The organism is Lentzea flaviverrucosa, from assembly GCF_003350445.1.
GTDB classification, from domain to species: Bacteria; Actinomycetota; Actinomycetes; order Mycobacteriales; family Pseudonocardiaceae; genus Lentzea; species Lentzea californiensis.
In genome coordinates this window covers 527309-550318 of sequence record NZ_QQAU01000002.1, presented here as the reverse complement: position 1 = coordinate 550318, position 23010 = coordinate 527309, and the positions used below count along the sequence as shown (strand labels likewise).

Annotated in this window: 20 protein-coding genes and 1 riboswitch; of the genes, 6 read left to right on the top strand and 14 right to left on the bottom strand. The window is 68.5% G+C overall.

The window, feature by feature from the left end; all coding sequences use genetic code 11:
- Positions 1-407 precede the first annotated feature (407 nt).
- The 5 genes from DFR72_RS08610 to DFR72_RS08590 are packed head-to-tail and all read right to left on the bottom strand — an operon-like array spanning position 408 to position 6648.
- The gene (locus DFR72_RS08610; RefSeq protein WP_090067389.1) at positions 408-4151 is read right to left on the bottom strand and encodes an ABC transporter ATP-binding protein; all 3744 of its coding nucleotides are present in this window, start codon (positions 4149-4151) and stop codon (positions 408-410) included.
- A gap of 26 nt (positions 4152-4177) precedes the next feature.
- Positions 4178-5053, bottom strand: coding sequence for a hypothetical protein (locus DFR72_RS08605; RefSeq protein WP_090067390.1), 876 nt, complete (start codon positions 5051-5053; stop codon positions 4178-4180).
- Complete coding sequence (locus DFR72_RS08600; protein WP_090067391.1) at positions 5053-6006, bottom strand: ABC transporter ATP-binding protein; 954 nt, start codon at positions 6004-6006, stop codon at positions 5053-5055. Before DFR72_RS08600 ends, DFR72_RS08605 begins: the two co-directional genes overlap by 1 nt.
- A 22-nt stretch (positions 6007-6028) precedes the next feature.
- Positions 6029-6466: a hypothetical protein gene (locus DFR72_RS08595; RefSeq protein WP_245982664.1), complete on the bottom strand. Its 438-nt coding sequence runs from the start codon at positions 6464-6466 to the stop codon at positions 6029-6031.
- Positions 6466-6648 carry a hypothetical protein gene (locus tag DFR72_RS08590; protein ID WP_045312139.1) on the bottom strand — a complete coding sequence of 61 codons (183 nt, stop codon included), beginning with the start codon at positions 6646-6648 and terminating at the stop codon, positions 6466-6468. Before DFR72_RS08590 ends, DFR72_RS08595 begins: the two co-directional genes overlap by 1 nt.
- A 447-nt stretch (positions 6649-7095) precedes the next feature.
- Between DFR72_RS08590 and DFR72_RS08585 the strand changes: the two genes are divergently transcribed.
- Positions 7096-8544, top strand: coding sequence for an MFS transporter (locus DFR72_RS08585; RefSeq protein ID WP_090067392.1), 1449 nt, complete (start codon positions 7096-7098; stop codon positions 8542-8544).
- A 9-nt stretch (positions 8545-8553) separates the two neighbouring features.
- Positions 8554-9237 (top strand): TetR/AcrR family transcriptional regulator, encoded by a 684-nt coding sequence (locus tag DFR72_RS08580; protein WP_090067393.1) that lies wholly within the window; start codon positions 8554-8556, stop codon positions 9235-9237.
- A 69-nt stretch (positions 9238-9306) separates the two neighbouring features.
- On the opposite strand, the gene ald is transcribed toward DFR72_RS08580, so the two are convergent.
- Positions 9307-10419, bottom strand: a complete 1113-nt coding sequence (ald, locus tag DFR72_RS08575; RefSeq protein ID WP_090067394.1) for an alanine dehydrogenase — start codon at positions 10417-10419, stop codon at positions 9307-9309.
- A 225-nt stretch (positions 10420-10644) separates the two neighbouring features.
- A riboswitch (glycine riboswitch) is annotated at positions 10645-10737 on the top strand.
- Between the two features lie 63 nt (positions 10738-10800).
- Here ald and gcvH point away from each other — a divergent pair.
- The gene (gene gcvH / locus DFR72_RS08570; protein WP_090067395.1) at positions 10801-11184 is read left to right on the top strand and encodes a glycine cleavage system protein GcvH; all 384 of its coding nucleotides are present in this window, start codon (positions 10801-10803) and stop codon (positions 11182-11184) included.
- A 28-nt stretch (positions 11185-11212) separates the two neighbouring features.
- Complete coding sequence (locus tag DFR72_RS08565; protein ID WP_090067396.1) at positions 11213-12577, top strand: L-serine ammonia-lyase; 1365 nt, start codon at positions 11213-11215, stop codon at positions 12575-12577.
- On the opposite strand, the gene DFR72_RS08560 is transcribed toward DFR72_RS08565, so the two are convergent.
- The 4 genes from DFR72_RS08560 to DFR72_RS08545 all read right to left on the bottom strand — a co-directional run bounded on the left by DFR72_RS08560 (position 12564) and on the right by DFR72_RS08545 (position 17564).
- Positions 12564-13181 carry a hypothetical protein gene (locus DFR72_RS08560; RefSeq protein ID WP_143086796.1) on the bottom strand — a complete coding sequence of 206 codons (618 nt, stop codon included), beginning with the start codon at positions 13179-13181 and terminating at the stop codon, positions 12564-12566. The genes DFR72_RS08565 and DFR72_RS08560 overlap by 14 nt on opposite strands.
- Positions 13182-13219: 38 nt before the next feature.
- Positions 13220-13573 (bottom strand): winged helix-turn-helix transcriptional regulator, encoded by a 354-nt coding sequence (locus DFR72_RS08555; RefSeq protein WP_090067398.1) that lies wholly within the window; start codon positions 13571-13573, stop codon positions 13220-13222.
- Positions 13574-13651: 78 nt separating this feature from the next.
- Positions 13652-16408, bottom strand: a complete 2757-nt coding sequence (locus tag DFR72_RS08550) for an LAGLIDADG family homing endonuclease (RefSeq protein ID WP_090067399.1) — start codon at positions 16406-16408, stop codon at positions 13652-13654.
- A gap of 505 nt (positions 16409-16913) precedes the next feature.
- Positions 16914-17564: a TVP38/TMEM64 family protein gene (locus tag DFR72_RS08545; RefSeq protein ID WP_170176179.1), complete on the bottom strand. Its 651-nt coding sequence runs from the start codon at positions 17562-17564 to the stop codon at positions 16914-16916.
- Positions 17565-17634: 70 nt separating this feature from the next.
- On the opposite strand from DFR72_RS08545, the gene DFR72_RS08540 reads away from it, so the two are divergent.
- Positions 17635-18039 (top strand): hypothetical protein, encoded by a 405-nt coding sequence (locus DFR72_RS08540; protein ID WP_030476638.1) that lies wholly within the window; start codon positions 17635-17637, stop codon positions 18037-18039.
- 16 nt (positions 18040-18055) lie between these two features.
- Here the strand turns inward: DFR72_RS08540 and DFR72_RS08535 are convergent, their stop codons facing one another.
- From DFR72_RS08535 to DFR72_RS08520, 4 genes are all read right to left on the bottom strand, one after another.
- Positions 18056-19930 carry an ABC1 kinase family protein gene (locus DFR72_RS08535; protein ID WP_090067401.1) on the bottom strand — a complete coding sequence of 625 codons (1875 nt, stop codon included), beginning with the start codon at positions 19928-19930 and terminating at the stop codon, positions 18056-18058.
- Positions 19931-20033: 103 nt separating this feature from the next.
- A complete protein-coding gene (locus DFR72_RS08530) occupies positions 20034-20351 on the bottom strand; it encodes an SSI family serine proteinase inhibitor (protein WP_170176178.1) in 318 nt (105 codons plus the stop codon).
- Positions 20352-20517: 166 nt separating this feature from the next.
- Positions 20518-21387, bottom strand: a complete 870-nt coding sequence (locus DFR72_RS08525; protein WP_090067403.1) for an SGNH/GDSL hydrolase family protein — start codon at positions 21385-21387, stop codon at positions 20518-20520.
- Between the two features lie 394 nt (positions 21388-21781).
- Positions 21782-22150 (bottom strand): hypothetical protein, encoded by a 369-nt coding sequence (locus tag DFR72_RS08520; RefSeq protein WP_114773637.1) that lies wholly within the window; start codon positions 22148-22150, stop codon positions 21782-21784.
- Between the two features lie 477 nt (positions 22151-22627).
- Here DFR72_RS08520 and DFR72_RS46255 point away from each other — a divergent pair.
- On the top strand, positions 22628-23010 hold a 383-nt coding region (locus DFR72_RS46255; protein WP_211335358.1), incomplete at its 3' end, for a hypothetical protein.

Here is a 23010-nt window from a genome sequence, read left to right as displayed (position 1 = left end):
CCTTTGACCTTTGGCCTGGGGAGATGGTTTCTACGGGATCGGGTGGGGTGGGGACGAGGGTTCGTGGTGGGGGCCACGGGGGTTGGGCTTTGTGGGGTGGGACCGTGCGGGTGGGCTTGCGTTGGATTGGCCAAGGGGTGCCAACGGGTCGGCTTGCTCAGGCATGTCGCGTTCCAGCGGGGTGGTCACCAATGCGCTCAGGTCGCCTTGCGTGGGTGGCTGGGCGGGCAGTACCGGGCCGGTGCGGGTCATCGCGCAGTGCGTGGGTCACCACCGCTTCACCAGCCCGCAGAGGTTCACACGCCTCGGCTTCGCCCTTGCGACTGGCGGCAGGGCGGCTCGGCTTCGCCGTTGCCCTGCGCGTAGGGGGACGGTTCGGCTTCGCCCTTGCGTTGGCGGCCCGGTTGTTACGCGGCCTCTGGGGTGTCGCCGTGGCGCCATAGGCGGGCATAGGTGCCGTTGGACGCCATGAGGTCGGCGTGGGTGCCCTGTTCGATTATCCGGCCGTTGGCCAGTACGACTATTCGGTCGGCCCTGGCTGCTGTGGCCAAGCGGTGGGCCACCACGAAGGTGGTCCTGGCGCCTGCGAGGTGGTCGCTGGCGTGCAGGACTGCCGATTCGGTGGCCGGGTCCAGGGCTGCTGTCGCCTCGTCGAGGAGCAAGAGGTCTGGGTTGACCAGTTCTGCTCTTGCCAGTGCCACCAGTTGGCGTTGGCCTGCGGAGAGGTGGTTGCCTCGTTCGCCCACGGGTTGGTGGAAGCCGTTCTGGAGGGTGGCGACCATCGGGAGGGCGCCTACGGCCTCGGTTGCCTGCTGGATTTCTTGTTCTGTCGCTGTGGGGCGGCCGTAGGCGACGTTGGTGGCCAGGTCGCCGCCGAAGAGGTGGGCTTCTTGGGGGACCACGCCCAGGCGTTGGCGGTAGGCGGAGAGGTCGTAGGTGCGGACGTCCACGCCGTCGATCAGGACTGTGCCCTTGGTGGCGTCGTAGAAGCGGGCTATGAGCTTCACGAGGGTTGATTTGCCCGCGCCTGTTTCGCCTACCAGGGCGACGGTTTCGCCTGGGCTCACGTGCAGCGTGACGTTGTCCAGGGCTGGGGTTTCGGCTCCTGCGTAGGTGAAGGAGACGTTGCGGAGCTCCACCTCGCCCTGCAGGCGGGGCGGGACCTCGACCGGGGTCGACGGTGGTTCGACCGTGCTCGGGGTGCGGAGCAGGTCGCCGATCCTGCGCAGGCCGACCCTTGCCTGCTGGTAGCCGTCGAAGACGCCGGAGAGTTGCTGGATCGGGCTGAAGAACAGGCCCAGGTAGAGGAGGAAGGCGAGCAGGACGCCCGGGGTCATGGTGCCTGCCGCTACCCGGTGGGCGCCCACGGCCAGGACCACTGCCTGGGCCACGCCGGACAGCATCGACACGAACGGGAAGTAGGTGGCGATGTAGCGCTGGGCTCGCAGGCGGGTGCGGCGGTAGGCGTCGCTGCGTTCGGCGAAGGCTTCGGCTGAGCGGCGTTCCCTCGTGTAGGCCTGGGAGACGCGGAGGCCTGAGACGTTCTCCTGCAGGTCGGCGTTGACCGCGCTCACTCGTTCGCGGGCCTCCGCGTAGGCGGTGGAGGAGAGGCGTTGGAAGAGCACCGTGGCGGCGGCCAGGAACGGGAGCACCGAGAGGGCGATCAGGGCCAGTGAGGTGTCGGTGACCACCAGGGCCGCGGTGATGCCCACGACGGTGACGAGGCTGATCACGGCGGTGACGAGGCCGGTCTGCAGGAACGTCGAGAGGGCGTCGACGTCCGTCGTCATCCTCGTCATGATGCGGCCGGCCATCTCGCGCTCGTAGTAGTCGAGGCCGAGGCGTTGCAGGTGGGCGTAGCTGCGGACGCGGAGCAGGTAGAGCAGGCGTTCGCCCAGGCGGGCGGCGAAGACCGTGCTGCCCGCGGTGGTCAGCCAGCCGACCACGACCAGGCCGACGCCCAGGACCACGGCCTGCCACAACGCCGACTCGGCGCCGCCCACCACTCCGCCGTCGATGCCGAGGCGCACGAGCGAGGGCATGCCCATGCCCACCAGGGCGTCCAGCACCACCAGCGCCGCCACGCCGCCGAGAGCCCAGCGGACCGGGCGCAGGAGGCGGGCGAGGCGGAAGGCCGGGTCGGGGGCGCGCGGGTCTTCGCCGTGCAGGACCGGGACCTCGGTGGCCGGTGGCAGCGAACGGACCTGGGCCAGCAGTTCGGGAGTGGGTGGGCCGCCGGCGAGCGCCGCCATGCCGCCGCCCGGGCCACCTCCTCCACCGCCGCCGCCACGCCGTCCGGACGCGGCGGGCGTCGAGGTCTTCGCCTCGGCGATCAGGCGCTCGTCGAGGTCTTCCTGCGACAGCTTCGGCCACAGGTCGCCGGTCGTGGCCGGCGCGGCGGACTCGATCGCCTCGCCCGGCCCCGCCAGCAGGTCGCGGTAGAGGGCGCAGCGTTCGGTCAGTTCGGCGTGCGTGCCTATGTCGATCACGCGGCCCGCGTCCAGGACGGCGATCCGGTCGGCCAGGGAGAGCGTCGAACGCCGGTGTGCCACCAGAAGGGTCGTGCGGTCGGCGGTGACCGAGGCGAGCGTCGCGTGGATCGCCGCCTCCGTCGCGTTGTCCACCGCGGACGTCGCGTCGTCCAGCACGAGGATGCGCGGGTCGGAGAGCAGGGCACGGGCCAGGGCGACGCGCTGGCGCTGGCCGCCGGACAGGGTGAGGCCGCGTTCGCCGACCACCGTGTCGTAGCCGAGCGGCAGGGCCTCGATGAAGTCGTGGGCCTCGGCGGCCTTCGCGGCGCGCTCGACCTCCTCGCGCGAGGCGTCGGGGCTGCCGTACGCGATGTTCGAGAACACCGTGTCGGAGAAGAGGAACGCCTCCTCGAACACCACGCCCACCGCGCCGCGCAACGACTCCAGCTTCAGCGTGCGCACGTCCGCGCCGCCGACCCGGACCGAGCCGCTGTGCACGTCGTAGAAGCGCGGCAGCAGCAACGACACCGTTGACTTGCCCGACCCCGCGGTGCCCACCAGTGCCAGCGTCTCGCCCGGCTCTACCGAGATCGAGAAGTCCTTCAGGACGGGCTCACTGCGGGCGTAACCGAAGGACACGCCGGAGAACGAGACGCCCAGCGGGCCGGAAGGCACCTCGCCGGGGCCGTCCGTCACGTCCGGCTGCGAGTCGATCAGCTCGTAGACCCGCTCCACGCCGGCCCTCGCCAGCTGCGCGGACACCATCAGGCTCGACAGCAGCCTCGTCGGGCCGACGAGGTTCGCCACGTACGTCGTGAAGGCGAGGAACGTGCCCAGCGTGACCTGACCGTGCAACGCGAGCCAGCCGCCCAGACCCAGCACCGCGACCTGGCCGAGCAACGGCAGCGCCGTCACGGTCGCGAGCGGCTTCGACGACAGCCGGGCGGCACGCATCCGTTCCGCGAACAGGAACTTGGCGTGCTTCTCCAGCCGGGCGACCTCACGCGCCTCCTGGCCGAAGCCCTTCACGACGCGGACACCGGTGACGGTCTCCTCGACGTGCTGCGCCAGGTCCGCGGCCCGCTGCTGCGCCGACCACGTGGCGGGGAACAGCGTCAGCCGGGTGCGCCCGGCCAGCCACGCCACCAGCGGCAGCACGATCACCGCGATGATCGTCAGCGGGATCGACAGGTAGATCATCGCCGCCAGCGCGGCCAGTGCGAACACCACCGTGCCCACGGCCAGCGGCGCCATCATCAGCAGCGACTGCACCAGCTGCAGGTCGGTGATCGAGCGCGACACGATCTGACCGGTCCGCAGCTCGTCCTGCTTCGCGCCGTCGAGCCGCTGCACCGCCGAGAACACGCCGAGCCGCAGGTCGTGCTGCACGCCCAGCGCCAGCCGCCCGCCCAGGTAACGGCGCAGGAACGCCGACCCGAACGTCAGCACCTCGAGCACGATCAACGCCACCATCAGCGGCCACAGCCGGTCGGTGCGGCCGCCCGTCGAGTCGTCGATCGCCGTCTTGAGCAGCAACGGCCCCGCTGCCTGAAGACCCACGCCGACGACCGCGGCGAGGACCGACAGCACCACCAGGCGGGGGTGCTGCCAGCACGCTGCGGTCAGTCGGCGGATCCAGCCCTTCGTCACGGGACCCACAGTACTTTCGGGGTCCGACATAAAAGTGTGACGTCAGGAACCGCAGGTCAGGTGATGTCCTTCTGGGTCATCCGGGCCCAGCCGCCACCGAACGCGGCGGCCACCCAGGCGAGGAAGATCAGCCCGGACAGCCACCACGCCTGCGCGCCACCCGCTCCCGCGAGGACCCGCAGCCAGTAGACGCCTTCCTCCGGCACGACCCCCGCGTCGGCCAGGAACAGGTCGACGGCGACCGAACCGGTCAGCCCGTCCACCGACCCGTTCGGCAGGAACCCGACGGCCGTCTCCGGCACGCCCGAGAGCCGCAGGCCGAACTGCAGGGCGTTCTCGATCACCAGGAAGTACATGATCAGCAGCACGACCACGCCGGCGGAGTTCGGGAGCAGCGCGCCGATGCCGACGCCGAACAGGGTCATGAGGATCGAGGACAGCACGCAGACCAGGGCGAGCATCGCCCAGCCGCCCGCGTCGGGCATCTGGCCGGAGGTGCTGGTGAGGACGATGCCGAGTGCGGTGAACCCGATGATCGCGAGGCCGTAGATCGCGCCCCAGAGCGCGTAGACCATCATCTTGGCCGCCATGGCGTGCACCCGCGACGGTGCGGTGAGGAACGTCGTCGTGATGGTGCGCGTGCCCACCTCGCCGGCGATCGCCAGCGCACCGAAGATCAACGGGAACATCGTGGCGAGGTTGATCGTCCGCCCGATGCCGAGCAGGGAGAACTTCCACTGGTCCGGCGTCACCCCGAGCGCGTCGGAGAGCTGCTCCGCCTCGGACGTCGAGAAGAACTCGACGAACGTCCGGCCGGTCAGGCCGGATAGGAGGCCGCCGCCCAGCGCGATCAGCACGGTCGGGATGAGCAGCGCCCACCACAGCGTGGTCGTCGTGGTCTTGCGGAGCTCCGCCTGTACGAGGTCGCCCATCAGGCCCAACCACCCTGCTGCTGCTGGTACGGAGCCGGCGCGTGGCCGGCGAACTGGCCGCTGGTGAGCCGGAAGAAGATCTGTTCCAGGTCGGCCTGCTCCTCCTGGATGCCGTAGATCGACACGCCCGCGCGCAACGCGGTGTCCGCGACCTGCTTGGCGTCCACTCCGGACACGGCGAGACGTCCGTCCGGGAGCTGTTCGAGCGCCTGCACCCCGGCCTCCTGCAACGCCGTCGCGAGGGCGCCGACGTCCGACGGCTGCACGAAGACGCGGCGTTGTTGTTGCTGGCGAAGGTGTTCCAGCGGCCCGTAGTACATCGTCTGTCCGCGCGAGACGATCACGACCTGGTCGACGGTCTGCTCGACCTCGGCCAGCAGGTGGCTCGAGATCAGCACGGTGCGGCCCATGCGCGCGAACGACTGCAGGAAGTTCCGCAGCCACGCGATTCCTTCGGGGTCCAGCCCGTTCGCCGGTTCGTCGAGGACCAGCACCTGCGGATCGCCGAGCAACGCGGTGGCGACGGCCATCCGCTGCTTCATGCCCAGCGAGAACCCGCCGACGTTCCGGCCGGCGGCGCTGCTCAGGCCGACCAGGCCGAGGACCTGGTCCGCCTGAGCGTCCGGCACTCCGATCGCCGACGCGTACACGCGCAGGTGGTTGCGCGCCGTCCTGTTCGGGTGGAACCCCTGCGCCTCCAGCACCGCGCCCACCACGCGGCCTGGCCGGCCGAGTTGGTGGAACGGCTTTCCGTTGATCGTCGCCGTACCGCTCGTCGGCTTCACCAGTCCCAGCAACATTCGCAGGGTCGTAGTCTTCCCGGCGCCGTTCGGGCCGAGGAAGCCCGTCACGCTGCCGGGTGACACGGTGAAGCTCAGGTTCTGCACCGCGGTCACCGAACCGAACTGCTTGGTCAGGTTCTGGACCGCGATGAGGCCGCTGCCGTCATGCATGCGGCCCATCCTGCCTGAAACGTCAGTCCGGCAAGGCGTGCTTGGGACGAGACACGACGGGCGCGCGGTGCACCACCGACTGTTCGGCCACCATGACCGGCAGTTCGGTGGTCATCTCGGCCGGTGTCTCCGCCGGCAGTTCGACAACACCTGATCGAGTGAAAGGGTTGCGCAACGGCCGCCGCCGCTCGCGGTGGGGCAGGCCCTCGCCGATCAGGTGCTGGTGCGCCATGTTCCAGATCTGGCACGGCCATCGGCGGCGGCGCAGCCAGCCGGGACAGGCCTTGCAGCGGCCGTCCTCGTCGGGCTGGTGCACCGTCAGCAACAGCCGCCAGCCGTCCGCGAGGCGGTGGATCTCCGCGCGGGCCAACGGAACCAGCGCTTCGGCCTCTCCGTGCTCCGCGACTTTGTCCAGCAGTGCCAAGCGTTGCAGCACCGCGTCGCGCAGGGTCTCGTCCATCACATCTTCGCCGTGGCCTGGTCGAGCAAAGAGCCCAGACGACGCGTCTGAGTGGCGGACATCACAGCGGTCTCGCCTGGCGGGGTGACCAGCAGGACCCGGTCGTTCTCCACCAGAACGGTCATCGATCTGTCGCGCCCGAACGGGTCGTGGCAGTGGATCCATCCCTGTGGTTCAGCCATGGAATCTCCCTTCGAGGGACACCCGACTCCGTCTTCATCGGCCGAACCCCCTGCTCGCCGCACCGTGATCGCGGTAATTCACTCGTTTGCCGGACGGGCGGGACATGGGCAGTGGTCCACTCGGGGAAACTTTCGGGTCGCGTTTCGGTGGGGGTGCTGGGCGGCGTGTGCCAAGGCCCGCTATATTTGGACACGGCGGCCCCGCTCCCAGTGACCCCCAGGCTGGTTGAGCGCGGCCGCCCTTTACGTGGCGGGCTCCGGTGCTCATTGGTCTTCGACCAATTTCGCCGGAGCCCGCAGTGTTTGTCGGGGGACGCCCCCGAACCCCCCAGGGTCCTTCCTCCGCCCTCCTTCTTCTCTCGCACCCTTCTTCTCGCGGTGAAATCCACTTGCGCCCTGCGGTCTCGTACGCTGTAAGTTGCTCGTACACCGTAAGGGGGAAAAGAGATGACTTCGACGACCGAGATGGCCGTGGTGCACCCGCACCCTCAGCGCTGGGCCGTGCTCGGCGTGCTGTGCCTGTCCGTGATGGTCGTGGTGCTGGACAACACCGTGCTGAACGTGGCGATCCCGTCGATCTCGACGGGCTTGGACGCGAGCACCGCCGACATCCAGTGGATGATCAACGCCTACTCGCTGGCGCTGGCGGGACTGCTGCTCACGACCGGTTCGCTCAGCGACAGGTTCGGCCGCAAGCGCGCACTGCTGGCAGGCCTGGCGCTGTTCGGCACGGGCAGCGCGGTCGCGGCGTACGCGAGCTCGTCCGAGGCGCTCATCGCGGCCCGCGGGTTCATGGGCATCGGCGCCGCGGTGCTGATGCCGGGCACGCTGGCCGTGCTGATGCAGCTGTTCGACGACGAGGAACGCCCCAAGGCCATCGGCATCTGGGCCGCGGTCTCGAGCCTCGGCTTCGCCGCGGGGCCGGTGATCGGTGGCGCGCTGATCAAGCACTTCTGGTGGGGCTCGGTGTTCCTGATCAACGTGCCGGTGGCGGTCCTCGCGATCACGGCCGTCGCGATGCTGGTGCCGGAGTCCAAGGACCCGACCGTGCGCAAGCCGGACGTGCTCGGCTCCATCCTGTCGATCATCGGCATGGTGTCGCTCGTGTACGCGGTGATCGAGGTGCCGGAGCACGGGTTCGGCTCGGCGGAGTTCGGCGTGCCGGTCGCGATCGGCCTGGTGGCCATGACGGGATTCGCGTTGTGGGAGAGGCACACCGACGATCCGATGCTCGACCTCGGCTTCTTCAGGAACCGCCGCTTCACCGGCGCGGTGGCCTCGGGAGTGCTGGCGGCGTTCGGCATGGCGGGCTCGCTCTTCCTGCTGACACAACACCTCCAGGGCGTGCTCGGCTACAGCCCGCTGGAGGCCGGCGTCCGCGTGGCGCCGATGGCGGTCGCGTTGCTCGTCACCAGCAACACGTTGGGACAGCTGGTGATGAAGCTCGGTGCGGGCCAGGCGATGTTGCTCGGCATGACGATCGTCGCGGGCGGTGTGGCGCTGCTGTCCATCGGCACCACCTACCCGCCGACGCTCGCCGGGCTGATCCTCATCGGCGTGGGTGTCGGTGTGTCCCAGCCGGTCGCGGTCAACGCACTGATGGGCTCGATCCCGCCGGAACGCGCCGGGATCGCGTCCGGGCTGTCGGGCACGCTGACGGAACTGGGTTCCTCGTTCGGCATCGCCGTGCTCGGTGCGTTGCTGTCGGCGCGGTTCGTGGCTTCGCTGCCGGACGGCGTTCCGGCGCGGTCGCTTTCAGAGGCCTTGAACAGCGGTGCGGACGTCACGGTCGTGCGCGAGGCGTTCTCGAACGGCATGAGCGTCAGCCTGATCATCGGCGCCGTCGCCGTGTTCCTGGGAGGTGTTGTGGCCAGTGCGCTGTTGCGGCGTGCCTAGGATCGGTCTGTGGACAGCGTGTGGTTCGGCAAACCCAGGCCCAGCAGCGGGCAGCCCCTCGGCCTGAGCCGGGAGGCGATCGTCCGCAAGGCCATGGAGATGCTGGACGCGCACGGTCTGCAGAAGCTCTCGATGCGCAAGCTCGCGGCCGAACTGGGCGCGGCGCCGATGTCGCTGTACTGGCACGTGCCGACGAAGGACGCGCTGATCGAGCTCTGCCTCGACGAGGTCTACGGCGAGTTCACCCTCCCCGATCCCGAGACCGACTGGGAGACCGCGGTGCGCGCGATGATGCGCGAGTTGCGCCAGCTCGCGCTCAAGCACCCGTGGTGGATCCGCGGGATCGGGGAGTTCAACACCATCGGCCCGAACGCCGTGGCGTACGCGGACGCCATGTTCGGGCCGATGCTGCGCGCCGGGCTGTCGACCGTGGCCGCCGCCCAGTCGATCTCCACGGTGGGCAGCTTCGTCAACGGGTACGCGATCGCCGAGGTCAACTTCATCGGCCGCGGCGGGATGGACTCGCCGCCGCCGGACATGGACAAGATCGCCGACCTCTACCGGGACAAGCACCCCCGGTACGTCGCGATGCTGGACGAGCACGAGCTGTGGTCGCTCGAGCGCCAGTTCGAGTTCGGGCTGGACTGCGTGATCGAAGGCGTCAAGGCGAAGGTGGAGGCGTTGCGGTCGTGAGCAACGGCGGATAGGCGAAACCCCCGCAGCGATTCACGCGTGCGGGGGCCTCAGTCATTCAGTTGGCTTTCAGACCACGGTCTCCAGCGGCGTGTGCACGAGGCCGGTCGCCTCGGCCACCGGGCCGTTGGTCAGCAGTCCGGCGTGGACGTTGAGGCCCAGGGCGAGCGAAGCGTCGTCCTTGAGCGCCTTCTCCCAGCCCTTGTCGGCCAGCGCGACGGCGTACGGCAGCGTCACGTTGGTCAGCGCGTAGGTCGAGGTGCGCGGGACGGCGCCCGGCATGTTCGCGACGCAGTAGAACACCGAGTTGTGGACCTCGTAGGTCGGCTCGGCGTGCGTCGTGGCGCGGGAGTCCTCGAAGCAACCGCCCTGGTCGATGGCGATGTCGACGAGCACCGAACCCGGCAACATGTCGGCGACCAGCGCGTTCGAGACGAGCTTCGGGGCCGCGGCACCGGGGACGAGCACGGCGCCGACGACCAGGTCGGCCTCGCGGACGGCCTGCTCGATGGCGAACGAGTTCGAGGCGAGCGTGCGCAGACGGCCCTGGAACTGGGCGTCGATCTGGCGCAGGCGGTCGACGTTGGTGTCGAGGATCTGCACGTCCGCGCCCATGCCGACGGCGATGGTGGCGGCGTTGACGCCGGCGACACCGCCGCCGATGACGACCACGCGGGCCGGGGCGACGCCGGGGACGCCGCCGGGCAGCACGCCGCGGCCACCGGAGGGCTTCATCAGCGAGAACGCGCCGACCTGCGGGGCAAGCCTGCCCGCGACCTCGGACATCGGGGCGAGCAGCGGCAGCGAGCGGTTCGGCAGTTGCACGGTCTCGTAGGCGATGGCCGTGGTGCCGGACGCCAGCAGCGCCTCGGTCAGCGGCTTGTCGGCGGCGAGGTGCAGGTACGTGAAGAGGGTCTGGCCGGCGCGGAGACGGGGGTACTCCTCGGCGATCGGCTCCTTGACCTTGAGAACCAGGTCACCCTCCGCCCACACGTCATCGGCGGTCGGGAGGATCTTGGCGCCCGCGGCGAGGTACTCCTCGTCGGTGATCGCGGAACCGAGACCGGCGCCCTGCTCGACGTAGACGTCGTGCCCGCGGCTGGTCAGTTCGTGCGCACCGGCAGGCGTGAGAGCGACGCGGTACTCGTGGTTCTTGATCTCGCGAGGAACTGCGATCCGCACGATGACTCCTCCGTTCGGTGGCCGACATCTCATAATGTGGGCCAGTCACAAGGTCATGTCACTGTGCTGGTCGCACTATCTGCCACCCCGCTGGTTGTTCATCCAGGACAAAGCGACCTGAGCTCCGTTCGCGTTCCGCTCGACCGTCCCGCGTTGACACTCGGCGGGGGCCGCACATAGCGTTCGCCCCGGACAACTGAACACCGGCCGCGGCGCGCCAGCGCCAGAACCCGCGTGGGAGAGACCTCGACGAACTGGTCGAGGCGCCGAAGGGGCAAGCTCCCGCACACTCTCAGGCAGCAAGACCACCCGGGGTAGGCAACTCTGCACGGCGGAGGGGGCGCAAGTTTCCTGACCCGTCACAGCCAGAGGAGTCGCGCCGTGGAGTTCCCCGAGAACCTGCTCTACACCGTCGAGCACGAGTGGGTCGACTGGACGCCGGGCACCCAGGACCCGCTGACCTGCGGAATCACCGAGTACGCGGCCGACGCGCTCGGCGACATCGTGTACATCCAGCTGCCCGAGGTCGGTGCCAAGGTCGTCACCAACGAGGTCTGCGGCGAGCTGGAGTCCACCAAGTCCGTGAGCGACCTGTTCTCGCCCGTCACCGGTGAGGTGATCGAGGTCAACAGCGCCGTCGTGGACGACCCGGCCGTCGTGAACAGCGACCCGTACGGTGCCGGCTGGTTGTTCAGGGTCCGCGTGGACTCGGCGGAGAACCTGCTCACGGCGGCGAAGTACGCCGAGCTCACCAAGTCTGACTGACCGCCCCACCACCACGAAGGACTGATCAGTGGCGATCAGCGTTTTCGACCTGTTCTCCGTCGGCATCGGACCGTCCAGCTCCCACACGGTCGGACCGATGCGCGCGGCCGCGATGTTCGTCGAGAAGCTCGGCGCGCGTGCGTCCGAAGTGGACCGCGTGCACGTCGAGCTGTTCGGCTCGCTCGGCGCGACCGGCCACGGCCACGGCAGCCCCAAGGCCGTCTTCCTCGGCCTGGAAGGCAACCTCCCCGAAGAAGTCGACCCCACCGCCGCGGCCGAACGCGTCGAGGAGATCATCTCCAGCCGCCGGCTGAAGCTCGGCGGCACGCACGAGATCGACTTCGTGCACGACCGCGACCTCGTCATGCACCGTCGCAAGTCACTCCCGTTGCACCCCAACGGGATGAGCTTCGAGGCGTACGCGGACGGCGAGCCGGTCGAGCGGGCCGTCTACTACTCGATCGGCGGCGGGTTCGTCGTCGACGAGAACGCCAGCGGCACCGACCGGATCAAACCGGACTCCACGCCGTTGCCGCACCCGTTCCTGACCGGCGACCAGCTCCTCGCGCGCTGCCGCGAGACCGGCCTGTCGATCAGCGAGATCATGATGGCCAACGAGCTGTCGTGGCGCACGGAAACCGAGATCCGCGAAGGACTTCTGCACATCTGGCACGTCATGCAGGAGTGCGTCGAACGCGGCTGCACCGAGCAAGGCATTCTGCCCGGCGGCCTGAAGGTCCGCCGCCGCGCCGCCGAGATGCGCAAGTCGCTGGAGGGCGAGCACTTCGTCACCGACCCGCTGCGGGTCATGGACTGGGTGACGCTCTTCGCGCTCGCGGTCAACGAGGAGAACGCGGCAGGCGGCCGTGTCGTCACCGCACCGACCAACGGCGCGGCCGGCATCGTCCCGGCGGTCCTGCACTACTACACGAAGTTCGTGCCGGGAGCGTCCGACGACGGCGTGGTGCGCTTCCTGCTCACCGCCGCCGCGATCGGCGTGCTGTTCAAGGAGAACGCGTCGATCTCCGGCGCCGAGGTCGGCTGCCAGGGCGAGGTCGGCTCGGCCTGCTCGATGGCCGCCGGCGGCCTCGCCGAGGTGCTCGGCGGCACCCCCGAACAGGTCGAGAACGCAGCCGAGATCGCCATGGAGCACAACCTCGGCCTGACCTGCGACCCGATCGGCGGCCTGGTGCAGATCCCGTGCATCGAACGCAACGCCGTCGCGTCCATCAAGGCGATCACGGCCGTGCGCATGGCTTTGCGCGGCGACGGCTCGCACTTCGTGTCGCTCGACAAGGTCATCAAGACCATGCGGGACACCGGCAAGGACATGTCGGTGAAGTACAAGGAGACGGCACGCGGCGGGCTCGCCGTGAACGTCATCGAATGCTGAGTTCCACCATCAGATCGATGAGCTCCAACGCGCGCTGCGCGTTCCGGTCGTCCAGTCCGGACAGCCGGTCGCGCAGCGTGGGGGACAGCAGCCAGTCGACGATCGGCCCTCCAGGGTCGTCCCACGTCATCCAGGTGAGCACGGGACCGTCGCTGTGCGTGTAGTACATCGAGTAGGACTCGGCGAGCTGGGCGACGAGCGCGTCCTGGAAGTCGTCGACGAGGCGCAACCACGGAGTCATGTCCTGGTCCAGCTGCGCTGCGGCCTGGATCAGCTCGTCCAGCTGCCACCAGCGCTCCTGGTCGCCGGCCACACGCACGATGAGGTCGGTGATCAGTGCGCGTAGCGCGGTCCGCTCGGCCTCTGGCCAGCTCGGCCACCGCGCCCATCGCAGTCCCGCGGTCAGCTTGTCGTCCGGGAGGCGTTCCAGCTCTTGGACCACGCGGTACCCGAGCCTTCGCCAGGCGAACTCGTACTCGTCACGCTCGAAGTGGTCCGCGCTCTCCCAGGCGAACTTCTGCACGACCACGGCCGGCACCAGCTCGGGATCGCCGTCGAGCACGTCCAGCTCAGCCTGGCTCCAGCAAAGTCCGCAACCTCTCACGCGATCAGCGTAAGCGGCCGGACTAGCGGATTAGCTGGTCAGCGGGCGTCGTACGCGGCCTGCGCGGCGAGCACCTCGGGCATGCGGCCCTCGAGCAGTTCGATCAACGACAACAACCGCTGAGCCGTCTCGCGGCCCAGCGGCGTGAGGCTGTAGTCGACGCGCGGCGGGTTCGTGTTCTGGGCTTCGCGGAGCACGAGCCCGTCGCGCTCCAGTGCCTGCAACGTCTGGGACAGCATCTTCTCGCTGACGCCGTCGACACGGCGGCGCAGCTCGTTGAAGCGCAGTTGCCCGTCGGCGAGCGCGGTCAGCGTCAGGCTGCCCCACCTGCCGGTGATGTGCTCCAGCGTGGGACGAGACGGGCACGCTTTCGCGAACACGTTGTAGTCCATGCGGGCATCATACCTGGTCAAAGCGCTAACGGAAAGTAAGTGTGAGAGCTCTCCGCGTCATGGAGAGCTCTCACGCCGTCAGAACGGCCAGGTCGCGTCACGACCTGCTTCGAGCAGCGGGACAGCCCTGAAGGTCGCGTCCGTGAGGCCACCGAATTCGTGGCGGTTCGCCTTGCCGGTGGCGTACGCGGCGTTCCGGTAGCCACCGAGGTTGAACCCGTAGACCGGCACGTGCGCCGGCACGACGTCCGAGACGCCCTGCCCGTAGTACCCGGACATCGTCTGCATGTCCGAGATGATGAACACGCGGTCGTGGCGCCGGTAGGTGCGCTTGAGCGACCCGACGATGTCGGTGCCGTGCCCGACCTCGCCGATCCGCTTGAGGAACCTGTCCACCTCGCGGATGACCGACGCACCGCGCGCGATGTCGTGCCGGAACGTGCCGTCCGCGAACCCGACCACGTCGACCTGCTCGCCCTTCGCGCCCAGCGCGACGCCGAAGACCGCCGCGGCCTTCGCCGGGGTGACCTTCGAACGCGCCGAGATCGCCCCGGTCGTCATCGACGCCGAGGTGTCGACGAGGATCAGCGAGCGGCCGGGCAGGGCGGGCAGGTTCGACAGCGACGCCTGCAGCGCCTGGTCCAGGGCGTGGCCCCAGCGCAGGCTCGGCGCCGCCTCGTAGGCGGACAGGAAGCGGAACGGGAACTGCCGCGAGCGCGCGACCTGGCCCGGGTCGGCCAGTCGTGCCGCGACGGCTGCTGCCGCCTCGTCGGACATGCCGGCCTCGTCGAAGTTCCTGAGGTTCCTCAGGCAGTTGCCGGTGACCAGACCGGCCGCCACGAACACGTTCGACGGCTCGACAGTCACGCAGTAGGTCGGACGCTCACCCCCGTCTTCGATCGACACGATTCGGTCCAGCGCGATCGCTTCGTCGTAACCGTGCATTTCGCTGAAGGCGGGCTGCACATGCGCCAGCAACTCCGCCAGACGTGCGAGCTTCGCGGACTTGTAACTGATCCGAAGGTCCAGCAGTTCTGCCAGCCGCACCAGTGCGGTGGCCCGGTTCACCTCGACGATGTGAATCGGGTACCGGCCCTGAATCCGGCCGCTGCTCACCTGTATCGCGCGCTCTCGGACGATGTTCGTGACACCAAGCCGGAGAAGCGCGTCGGAGACCTGCTCGGCAAGACGTCGTGACACGGTGGCGTACTCGACCGAGCCGTGCACTGTGCCCTTGGCGTTGATGCGCTCGCGGACGTACCCGTCCGTGTCGATCAGCCCGGAGAGCGCGCCGATCCAGAACTCCCGGCTGAACGGGCGGTTGGGCAGCGCCTTGACCTCGCACCGCTTGCCCCACACGTCGTAGGCCCGCAGAACCTCGGTGACCGGGTTTCGCTTCCACTGCTTGAAAGGGAACCGCAGCCGGATGATCCGGCCGTTCGCCGTCTCGGAGGTGCGACAGCCGTGCTTTGCCGCGTACTCGCGCATGAACGCCACCGCGCCGTCGTCGGGATCGCCGTGAAACTCAGGAGTCAGCGCCGTCATGCCGCCATCTCCCAGCATCGCGCCGACGAAGTACCCGTCCCACGCGTCGCCTTCGTCGCCGAAGTAACCAGCGGTGAGAGGAGCCGGGATGCGGTCACCAGGTCGCAGCTCGTCGGACGTGGTCCACTCCCACGCCTGACGCCCGGTTCGACGCTGGCGGATCCATCGGTGATCCGCGGTGGCGTCGACCGTGCGGCCGGACGCGAACCGGATGGTCATGACCTGCCGGATGCCGGTGTCGAGCCAGGCTGATGGCATTGTCGGGACGAGGTTGCCGACTGAGTGATCGCGAGGTCCCTGGTTTGCGCCGTACTTGACCGGACGCGTGTCCCAAGCCTTGTCGTAGGAGAGAACCGGCAGCCTGCGACCGACGACTTCCTCGATCGGTGCTGTCGTTCCGTCCGCGAGCCACACCGGCGTGCCTTCGGCGAGGCAGGCCATGTAACCCATGGACGGCGCGAGCGCTTCCCACACCTCGCGGGTCAGCGGTCCCTGCAGCCAGCCGGCCACGGACTCCCACGTCATCCCCGCCCTGCGCAGCACGTCGACCGCGTCGGGACGCTCGAACAGCGCGCGGCGCTGCTCGACCGGCCACGCCATCAGCTCCCGCCGTGCCGCGATCACGCGCAGGTCGGCGGGTACGTCGGCGTCGGCGGAACGGCGGCGGTCCAGGACGTGCTGGAACAGCGCGCCCTGCCACGGTGCTGCGGGCGAGGGGTGCGCGAGGTTCAGCACGTCGGCCATGCGGAAGCCGCGGGCGTCGCTGTCCCACTTGAGGACCGCGCGCTCGTTGTACAGGCGCTGGACGGCGTCGGCGATGCCGCGCTTGATCGGCTTCGGCACGCGCCGGCCGTTCTGGCCGGTCCAGTAGGCGAGGAGTTCGCCCGGCTCGTCGGCTCGCTGCAGCACGGAGGCCACGACGGCGCGGTTGGTGACGCCGGCGTCGGATTCCGCCACGAGGCGCGCGAGGACGAACTCGGCCGCGCCGACGAGCGACGCCGTGCGCATGTTCGCCTCGTTGCGCAGCCACTGGAGCAGGCGCGCGGTCCACTCGGGATCCGACAGGGCGGCCTTGTGCACGAGCTGGGCGAAGCGGTTGTCGCGCTGGGTGCCGGACTCGTAGAACGTGTCCTCGCCGCCCATGTTCGACACGGCGAGCAGGAACAGCTCGGACTTCGTGTCGCGCGCGTAGCCGTCGCCACCTTCACAGGTGACGCTGGTCGGAACCGGCGCCGTGGCGACCGGGCTGGTGCCCGCCGGACGTGCGCGGAAGATGTTGAACTTCGCCATCGGCTCTTCCCCCCTCAGGAAACAAGAAAGGGAGCCCACAAACCCCACACGTGTCCGAGATCAAAATCGCGGAAGGTACGTAGCTGCTCTGCCGTTTGAGCTACAGCCGGTTTCCCGTCTGGCGGGACTCGAACCCGCAACCCGCCCATTAACAGTGGAAGTAACCCTCTGCTTCGCACCGGACACGTGTGGAGTTGTGTGCTCCCGAGATCAAACCGCAGAAAGGTTGGCCACCTCGAAGAGGTGATTCCGTGACAGGGAAGTAACCCTTCTGCTTCGCACCGGGTGCGATTTCTATGCAACCACACCTGGCCAGCGATTTAATTCCGACCGGTGTGGAGTTTTTGGACGCCCGAGATCAAATCGCGGAGGGTGACGTGCTCACCGGGGTGAGCGGAGACCGGCCGGAACCGGCCCCAGGAGTCGAACCTGAGTAATCACCGAAGTAACCCTTCGCTGCGCACCGGGCGCACATTCATACAACCACACCGCGCAAAGGGTTTTCCTAAGGCGCCGCCTTCACGAGCCGGCGCAGCATGTAGAACAGGCCGACCGTCAACAGGAAACCGGCGGCGCTGATCATCACGATCTGCTCGACGGTGTCGGCCTGCGATCCAGCGAACACGTAGGCGACGCAGATGGGGATGGTCCCGACGAGGGTGAACGACATGAAGGTCCGGAAGGACACCCGCGACACCCCGGCGGACACCGACACCGTCTCCGCCATCATCGGAATGCCGCGTGCCACCCCGAAGAACCAGGGCCCGAACTGACGGCCCCAGCGCCGCATCTCGGTCAGCTCCTCGATGGTGACCACCCGGCGCACCAGCCACGGGCCCGCGAACCGCCCCAGGGCGTACCCTGCGGCAGAGGAACCCAGGGATCCGACTACCGCGAGTGCCAGCCCCAGGGGCAGGCCGAGTGCCGTTCCGGCCAGCACGATGAGCGGGGTGGACGGCACGGGTAGCAGCACGTCCACGACCAGCAGGGCGAAGATCGCCGCCGCCGCCCACACGGGGTCGATGCCGCGCACCCACGTCACGACTCCGTCGAAGTCGATGAGGTCCAGTGCCTCGAACACGATCCAGCTCAGCAGCACGAAGCCGAGCACGACGGCCGGTATCCACTTCCACCGAACGCCCGTCTCATAACTCATCGGGTGATGGTCGCCCACGTCGATCCGCCGGACAATCCGCCAGTGGCGCAGGTTCCGCGAAGGGACACACATGAGTGACGATCTCGTGCCTTTTCTCGGGCACTGGGTGCTCGACCCGGCACGCTCCGCGTACACCGGGGGCACTCCGCCGCGAAGTGGTCACTACGACCTGAGGCTGGAACGCGACCGGCTGGTCGTCAGCATCGAGGGCGTGCTGGGGTCCGGTGACCCCATCCGCACCGGGTACACATTGGACCTGTGGCAGGACACGCCGATGAGCGTCGGTCATGTGGACCGCGTGCGCACGGTCGTCGAGCCGCGTCGTTTCTGCACGATCGCCTACGCGGGTGCGCAAGCGGTTGCGCGCGCCTGGAGGGTGCTCGGCCACCTCAACGAGATGACGGTCGTGCAGTCCGCGCCGGACGTGTTCGGGGTGTGGCGTGACGACGTGTCCGTCTACCGCAGACAGTTCTAGTGACTCGACCGCGGCACTAGGCGCGTGGTCTGAGGACCGTGACGACGACGCGCAGGCCCAGCAGCACGGCGATGATCAGCAGGTTGTAGCCGAGCACCTGGTGCAGCCCGACGTCCGCCGCGAGCTGCGGCCCGGTCGAGCCGAGCAGCAACACCGCCATCACGCCCGCGGTCGCGCCCAGCGCGGTCAGCATCACCTGGTGCAGCAGGCCCGTGATGAACGACCTGTCGCGTTCGTCCGCGAACAGCCTCATCGACATGCTCAGGCGGCCCTGCTCCACCGCCCCGGTGATCCGGTCGATCCGCCGCGGCAACCGGCGCAGCATCGGCAGCACGGCCTGCAACTCCTCGGCCATGGTCCGCTGCACCGACTCCGGCGTGAGCCGTTCAGAGATCTGCTCGGCGGCGAACGACCGCGACTCCACGACGATGTTGAAGCCGGGCGCGAGCACGGCCAGCGTGCCCTCCAGCGTCGCCAGGGCCCGGAACACGGCCGCGATCTCCGGCGGGATGCTCAGGCCGAACCGCGACACGATCAGGAACAGGTCGCCGAACATCTCCACGTCCGGCCGCATGCCCGCGCCGAGGTGGCGGGCCATGAACTGGCCGAGCGCGCGCTCCAGCCGTTGCTCGTCGATGTCCTCCGGCCGCGAGGTCAGCTCCAGCAACGCGTCCGTGAGCCCCGCCGGGTCACTGCGGTCGATCGCCAGCAGCAGCCGTTGCAACGCCGAGCGCAGCGCGGAGTCGATGCGCCCGACCGAGCCGAAGTCGAGCAGGCCGAGGCGGCCGTCGGCGAGCAGCAGCACGTTGCCGGGGTGCGGGTCGGCGTGGAAGACGCCGTCCAGCATCACCTGGCGCAGCACGAACCGCAGCAGGGTGCGCGCGAGCCCTGCGTCCTCCGAGGCGCCGCGCAACGGCACTCCGACGAGCCGGTCCATCACCAGGACGCGAGGGGTCGACAGGTGGACGTGGGGCAGCCCGACGGACGAGTCCGACGCCGCCGCCACGGTCGTGATGTTGCGGGCCTCGATCTTGAAGTCGAGCTCCTCGCGCAACGCCGCGGCGAACCCCGCCGCCAGGTCGCGGACGCCCAGCGCCGAGCCCCACCGCGTGCGCTGCAGCTTCTCGGCGAGCCGCGTGACGATGTCCAGGTCGCCCTCCGCGGTCGCGCGGACGTCCGGGCGCTGCACCTTCACGACGACCTCGGCGCCGGACTTCAGCACCGCCCGGTGCACCTGGGCGATCGAGGCCGCCGCCAGGGGCTCGGGGTCGACCTCCTGGAACGCGTCGAGGCCGACCTCGGCGTCGAGCACCGCCCGGACCTGGTCCCACTTCGCCGCCGGCACCTTGTCCTGCAGCAGGCTCAGCTCGTCGACGAAGTCCTGCGGCAGCAGGTCGGCGCGCGTCGACAGCACCTGACCGAGCTTCACGAACGTCACGCCGGCGTCCTGCAACGCGAGCCGCAGCGACCGAGCGAGCCCCGTGGAAGTCCGTTCCCGGCCGCGCAGGTAGGGCCCCAGACCGTGCCGGAACGCGATCGCGGTGATCCGCGAGTACCGCCGGGTCCGCGCGAGGCGGCGCCGTGCCATGCCCCACCACTCGGTGGGCGGCGGGATCGAGCCGGTCGGCACGATGATCTCGGCGAACGCCAGCAGCCCGATGACCACCAGGATCGCCAGGCCGAGCTGCACGGTGACGAGTGCGGCGGACGGCTCGGTGCTCGTCTCGCCGAAGATGCTCGTCGCGATCGACATCGCGAGCGCGCACATCAGCGCGGTGCGGATCAGGCCGATGCGCAGGCCGAGGATCCGCCGCGCGGCCAGGGACATGCCCATGACCAGCAGCAGGAACGTGATCGGGAAGCCGATCGTGTAGACGAGGAAATCCCCCATGATCGGCAGCCTAGGTGGTGGCAGCTGAGGGCCACCGGCTGAACGCCACCGGTGTTCCAGCGCGACGGCGGTGCGCTGGAACACCGGTGACGCGGTCAGGGGGTCAGAAGTCGAAGACCTTGCCGGTGTACGCGCGCAGCACGCACGGGTTCGAGAAGACCTGCTGGAAGTCGATCCTCTTGGTGCGCCACTTGCCGCGCAACGTGGCCTTGGTCGGGTTCAGCTCCATCGTGCACATCGCGCCGGTCTCTTCCAGTCTGCGGAAGTCACCTTCGACGGGCGTGAGCTGGTCGCACGCCTGTTCGGCGTTCTTGTGCAGTCCGCCTGCGGGTTCGCAGTTGAGCTGCGTGGTGCTGAGCGTGCCCATCTCCGGCTGCACCGACAGCACGAGGCCGGAGGCGGGGAGGAGGGCTTCTGTCAAAGGCGCTGCTTGGGCCGTCGCGGGGATGAGCGGGGCAGCGAGCGCGAGACAGGCAAACAAGATTCGGGTCCTTGCCATGCCAACACTCTGGCGCGGCAAGGACCCGGAACTCCAACCAACTGAGCGGTAAGCACCGGATCGTGTAAACCGCCGGAAGTGCGTGCAACTAGACGCCGGTCAGTTCCGTCCCGGCGAGAGCGGCGGCCACCTGCTCACCCACCGCTGCCATGCTTTTGGCATTCGGGTGAACCGGGAACGCGAGGCTCGTCGGGATGATGCCCTCGACCCACTTGTCCCACGGTGCCGCACACGTATCGCGACCGGAACTGATGTCGTACGGGTTCACGAACGTGGCGCCGGCGGCGTTCGCCTGGGCGCCGAGCATTCCGTTGAGCTGCTTCTGCACGTTGTCGAGGTACGGCACGTCGCCCCTCGAGATCGGCACGATCGGCCAGCACCCGCCGGACGGCGGCAGGATGCGCAGGTAGCCGACGACGACGATCTTGGCCTTGGGCGAGCGCTGCTTGATGCCGGCGAGCGCGGCGGCCACCTTGGCGGCGGTGGCGTCGACGCGCTGGGTGAGCGAGTCGCCGTAGTTCGCCTTGCAGGGAGCGCCGTTCGGGTCGAGCACGCTCTTGCCGGCGCAGGTCAGGATGATGTCGGAGAAGCCGATGTCGTTGCCGCCGATGGAGATGGTGACGAGGTCCGTGTCGGCCTCGAGGGCGGAGAACTGCGGTACGGACTGGCCGGGGATGCCGCTCTGCACACCCGCCATGTCCTTGGTCTGCGCACCGCCGCAGGAGATGTCGGTGAAGCTGGCGACGCCGAGCCTCTTCGCGAGGACGGACGGGTAGTTCTGGGTGGACTTGAAACAGCTCAGCGGGTCGAGCCGCTGCAGGGGGATGAACGGTCCCGACACGAACGAATCTCCGAGCGAGACGTAGTTCCGGTACCGCGGGGCGGCGCTGGCGGGTGGTGCCAGCATTGCCGCTATCAGGGCCGTGAGCAGGGAAACGACAGTCACTCGGCGCGTCATTGCTACCTCGTTACTGAAGAGTAGGAACGTAGGACGAAGGGTGACCGGACCATTGCGCAGTGTCAATCCCTCGACCAGGCTGGAACGATGACGGGGGTGCGCAAGGTGGCGGCCGCTTCAGCGGTCGGCAACACGATCGAGCTGTACGACTTCCCGGCGGTTGCCCTACGCCGGACCCGTCACGGCGGTCGGTAACTCAAAACGATCGAGTAAGGGCCTAATTGGCGATCGATCCGACGTCCACGCGTTGGTCGCTGCCTGGATACGGCGATACGTACCACCCGGTGGACTCCGTCATCGCAGGCGTGCGGCACTCCCGCGGGCGGTACGGAAGTGAGTCTCTGGTGCCGGGAGTGCAAAACGGCACCGCGTACGTCGGGTACTGAACGAACGTCTACACCACAGGGTCGGCGGGCGGGGCCTGCTGCTCTGCGTTGGGCGTGCGCGGCAACTGTTGATGGCCGGAGGACAGCGCGACTGACGTGGGTGCTTGCGTGTCAGCGGAAGGCGGTCCCTGCCAAAAGATCGACACAAACGCCTGCGTGAGCCGGGCCGGAAGTTGGGCCACCGCGACAAGTGTCCCTGCGACCAGCTCGCGCAGCGCGAGCAGGACCATCTTCTTGTCCTTGGCGGAGTCAGTGCCTCGAAGGACGATCGCCAAGAGGACGGCGAGGCCGAGGAAGACGGTAACGAGGATGGCGCAAACGCCTAAGACGAGGAGCACGTGACCACTGTAGGGCGACAACTCAGCCAATTTCAGCATGACAGTATCACCGAGAGCCACTGAATGGCCCTGCTGAATCGAGTCAGGGGATCGAAAATTCACTCCACAGGACGCCGAAGTTGTGGTATCCACGGCCCTTGATCTGCGTGTTCCATGTGAGTCACACTTAATATGTGATGCGCGTCACTATTGTGGCATCTGTCTGAATAGTCCATCTTCACTGGGCGAAATGCAGTAATAAGTTGGCTCTGAGAGGGTGCTGATATCGCGCGCGAAAGCCGATCCATCCGGCAATCGCCGTTCCGTCGCGTCCGTCGAGGTGGCCCCGAAGGTCCACGCCGGTCGGGCTCCTCGCGACCCTGCGAAGCTCGGCGACTCCGGCCGTGAGGTCTGGCGTGAGGTGTGGGCAGTGGGCGCCGGTGCGTTCAACCCGCCAACCGACCGGTTCGTGATTGAGCGCTGCTGCGAGCCTCACGACCGCCAGGCCGAGCTGCTCGAAAGTTGCAGCGCGATGGCATGACGACGATGGGCAGCATGGGGCAGGCGGTCGTGCACCCGCTCCTGCGCTACGTCGAGTCGACGGAGAAGGAACTCCGCGCGATTGAGTCCGCGCCCGGCCTGAACCTCGAATTCCATCTACGGCTTGGGTTTGCGGATGCCGCGCTACCGGACATGTCCCTTGTGGACATTCTCAGCTGTGATGATGACTGGGTGATGCCGCATGAACATGCGTGCACTCCCGAACCCGAGGTCCCGGACGGAAGGCAGGAACGTAGGACGAAGGGTGACCGGACCATTGCGCAGTGTCAATCCCTCGACCAGGCTGGAACGATGACGGGGGTGCGCAAGGTGGCGGCCGCTTCAGCGGTCGGCAACACGATCGAGCTGTACGACTTCCT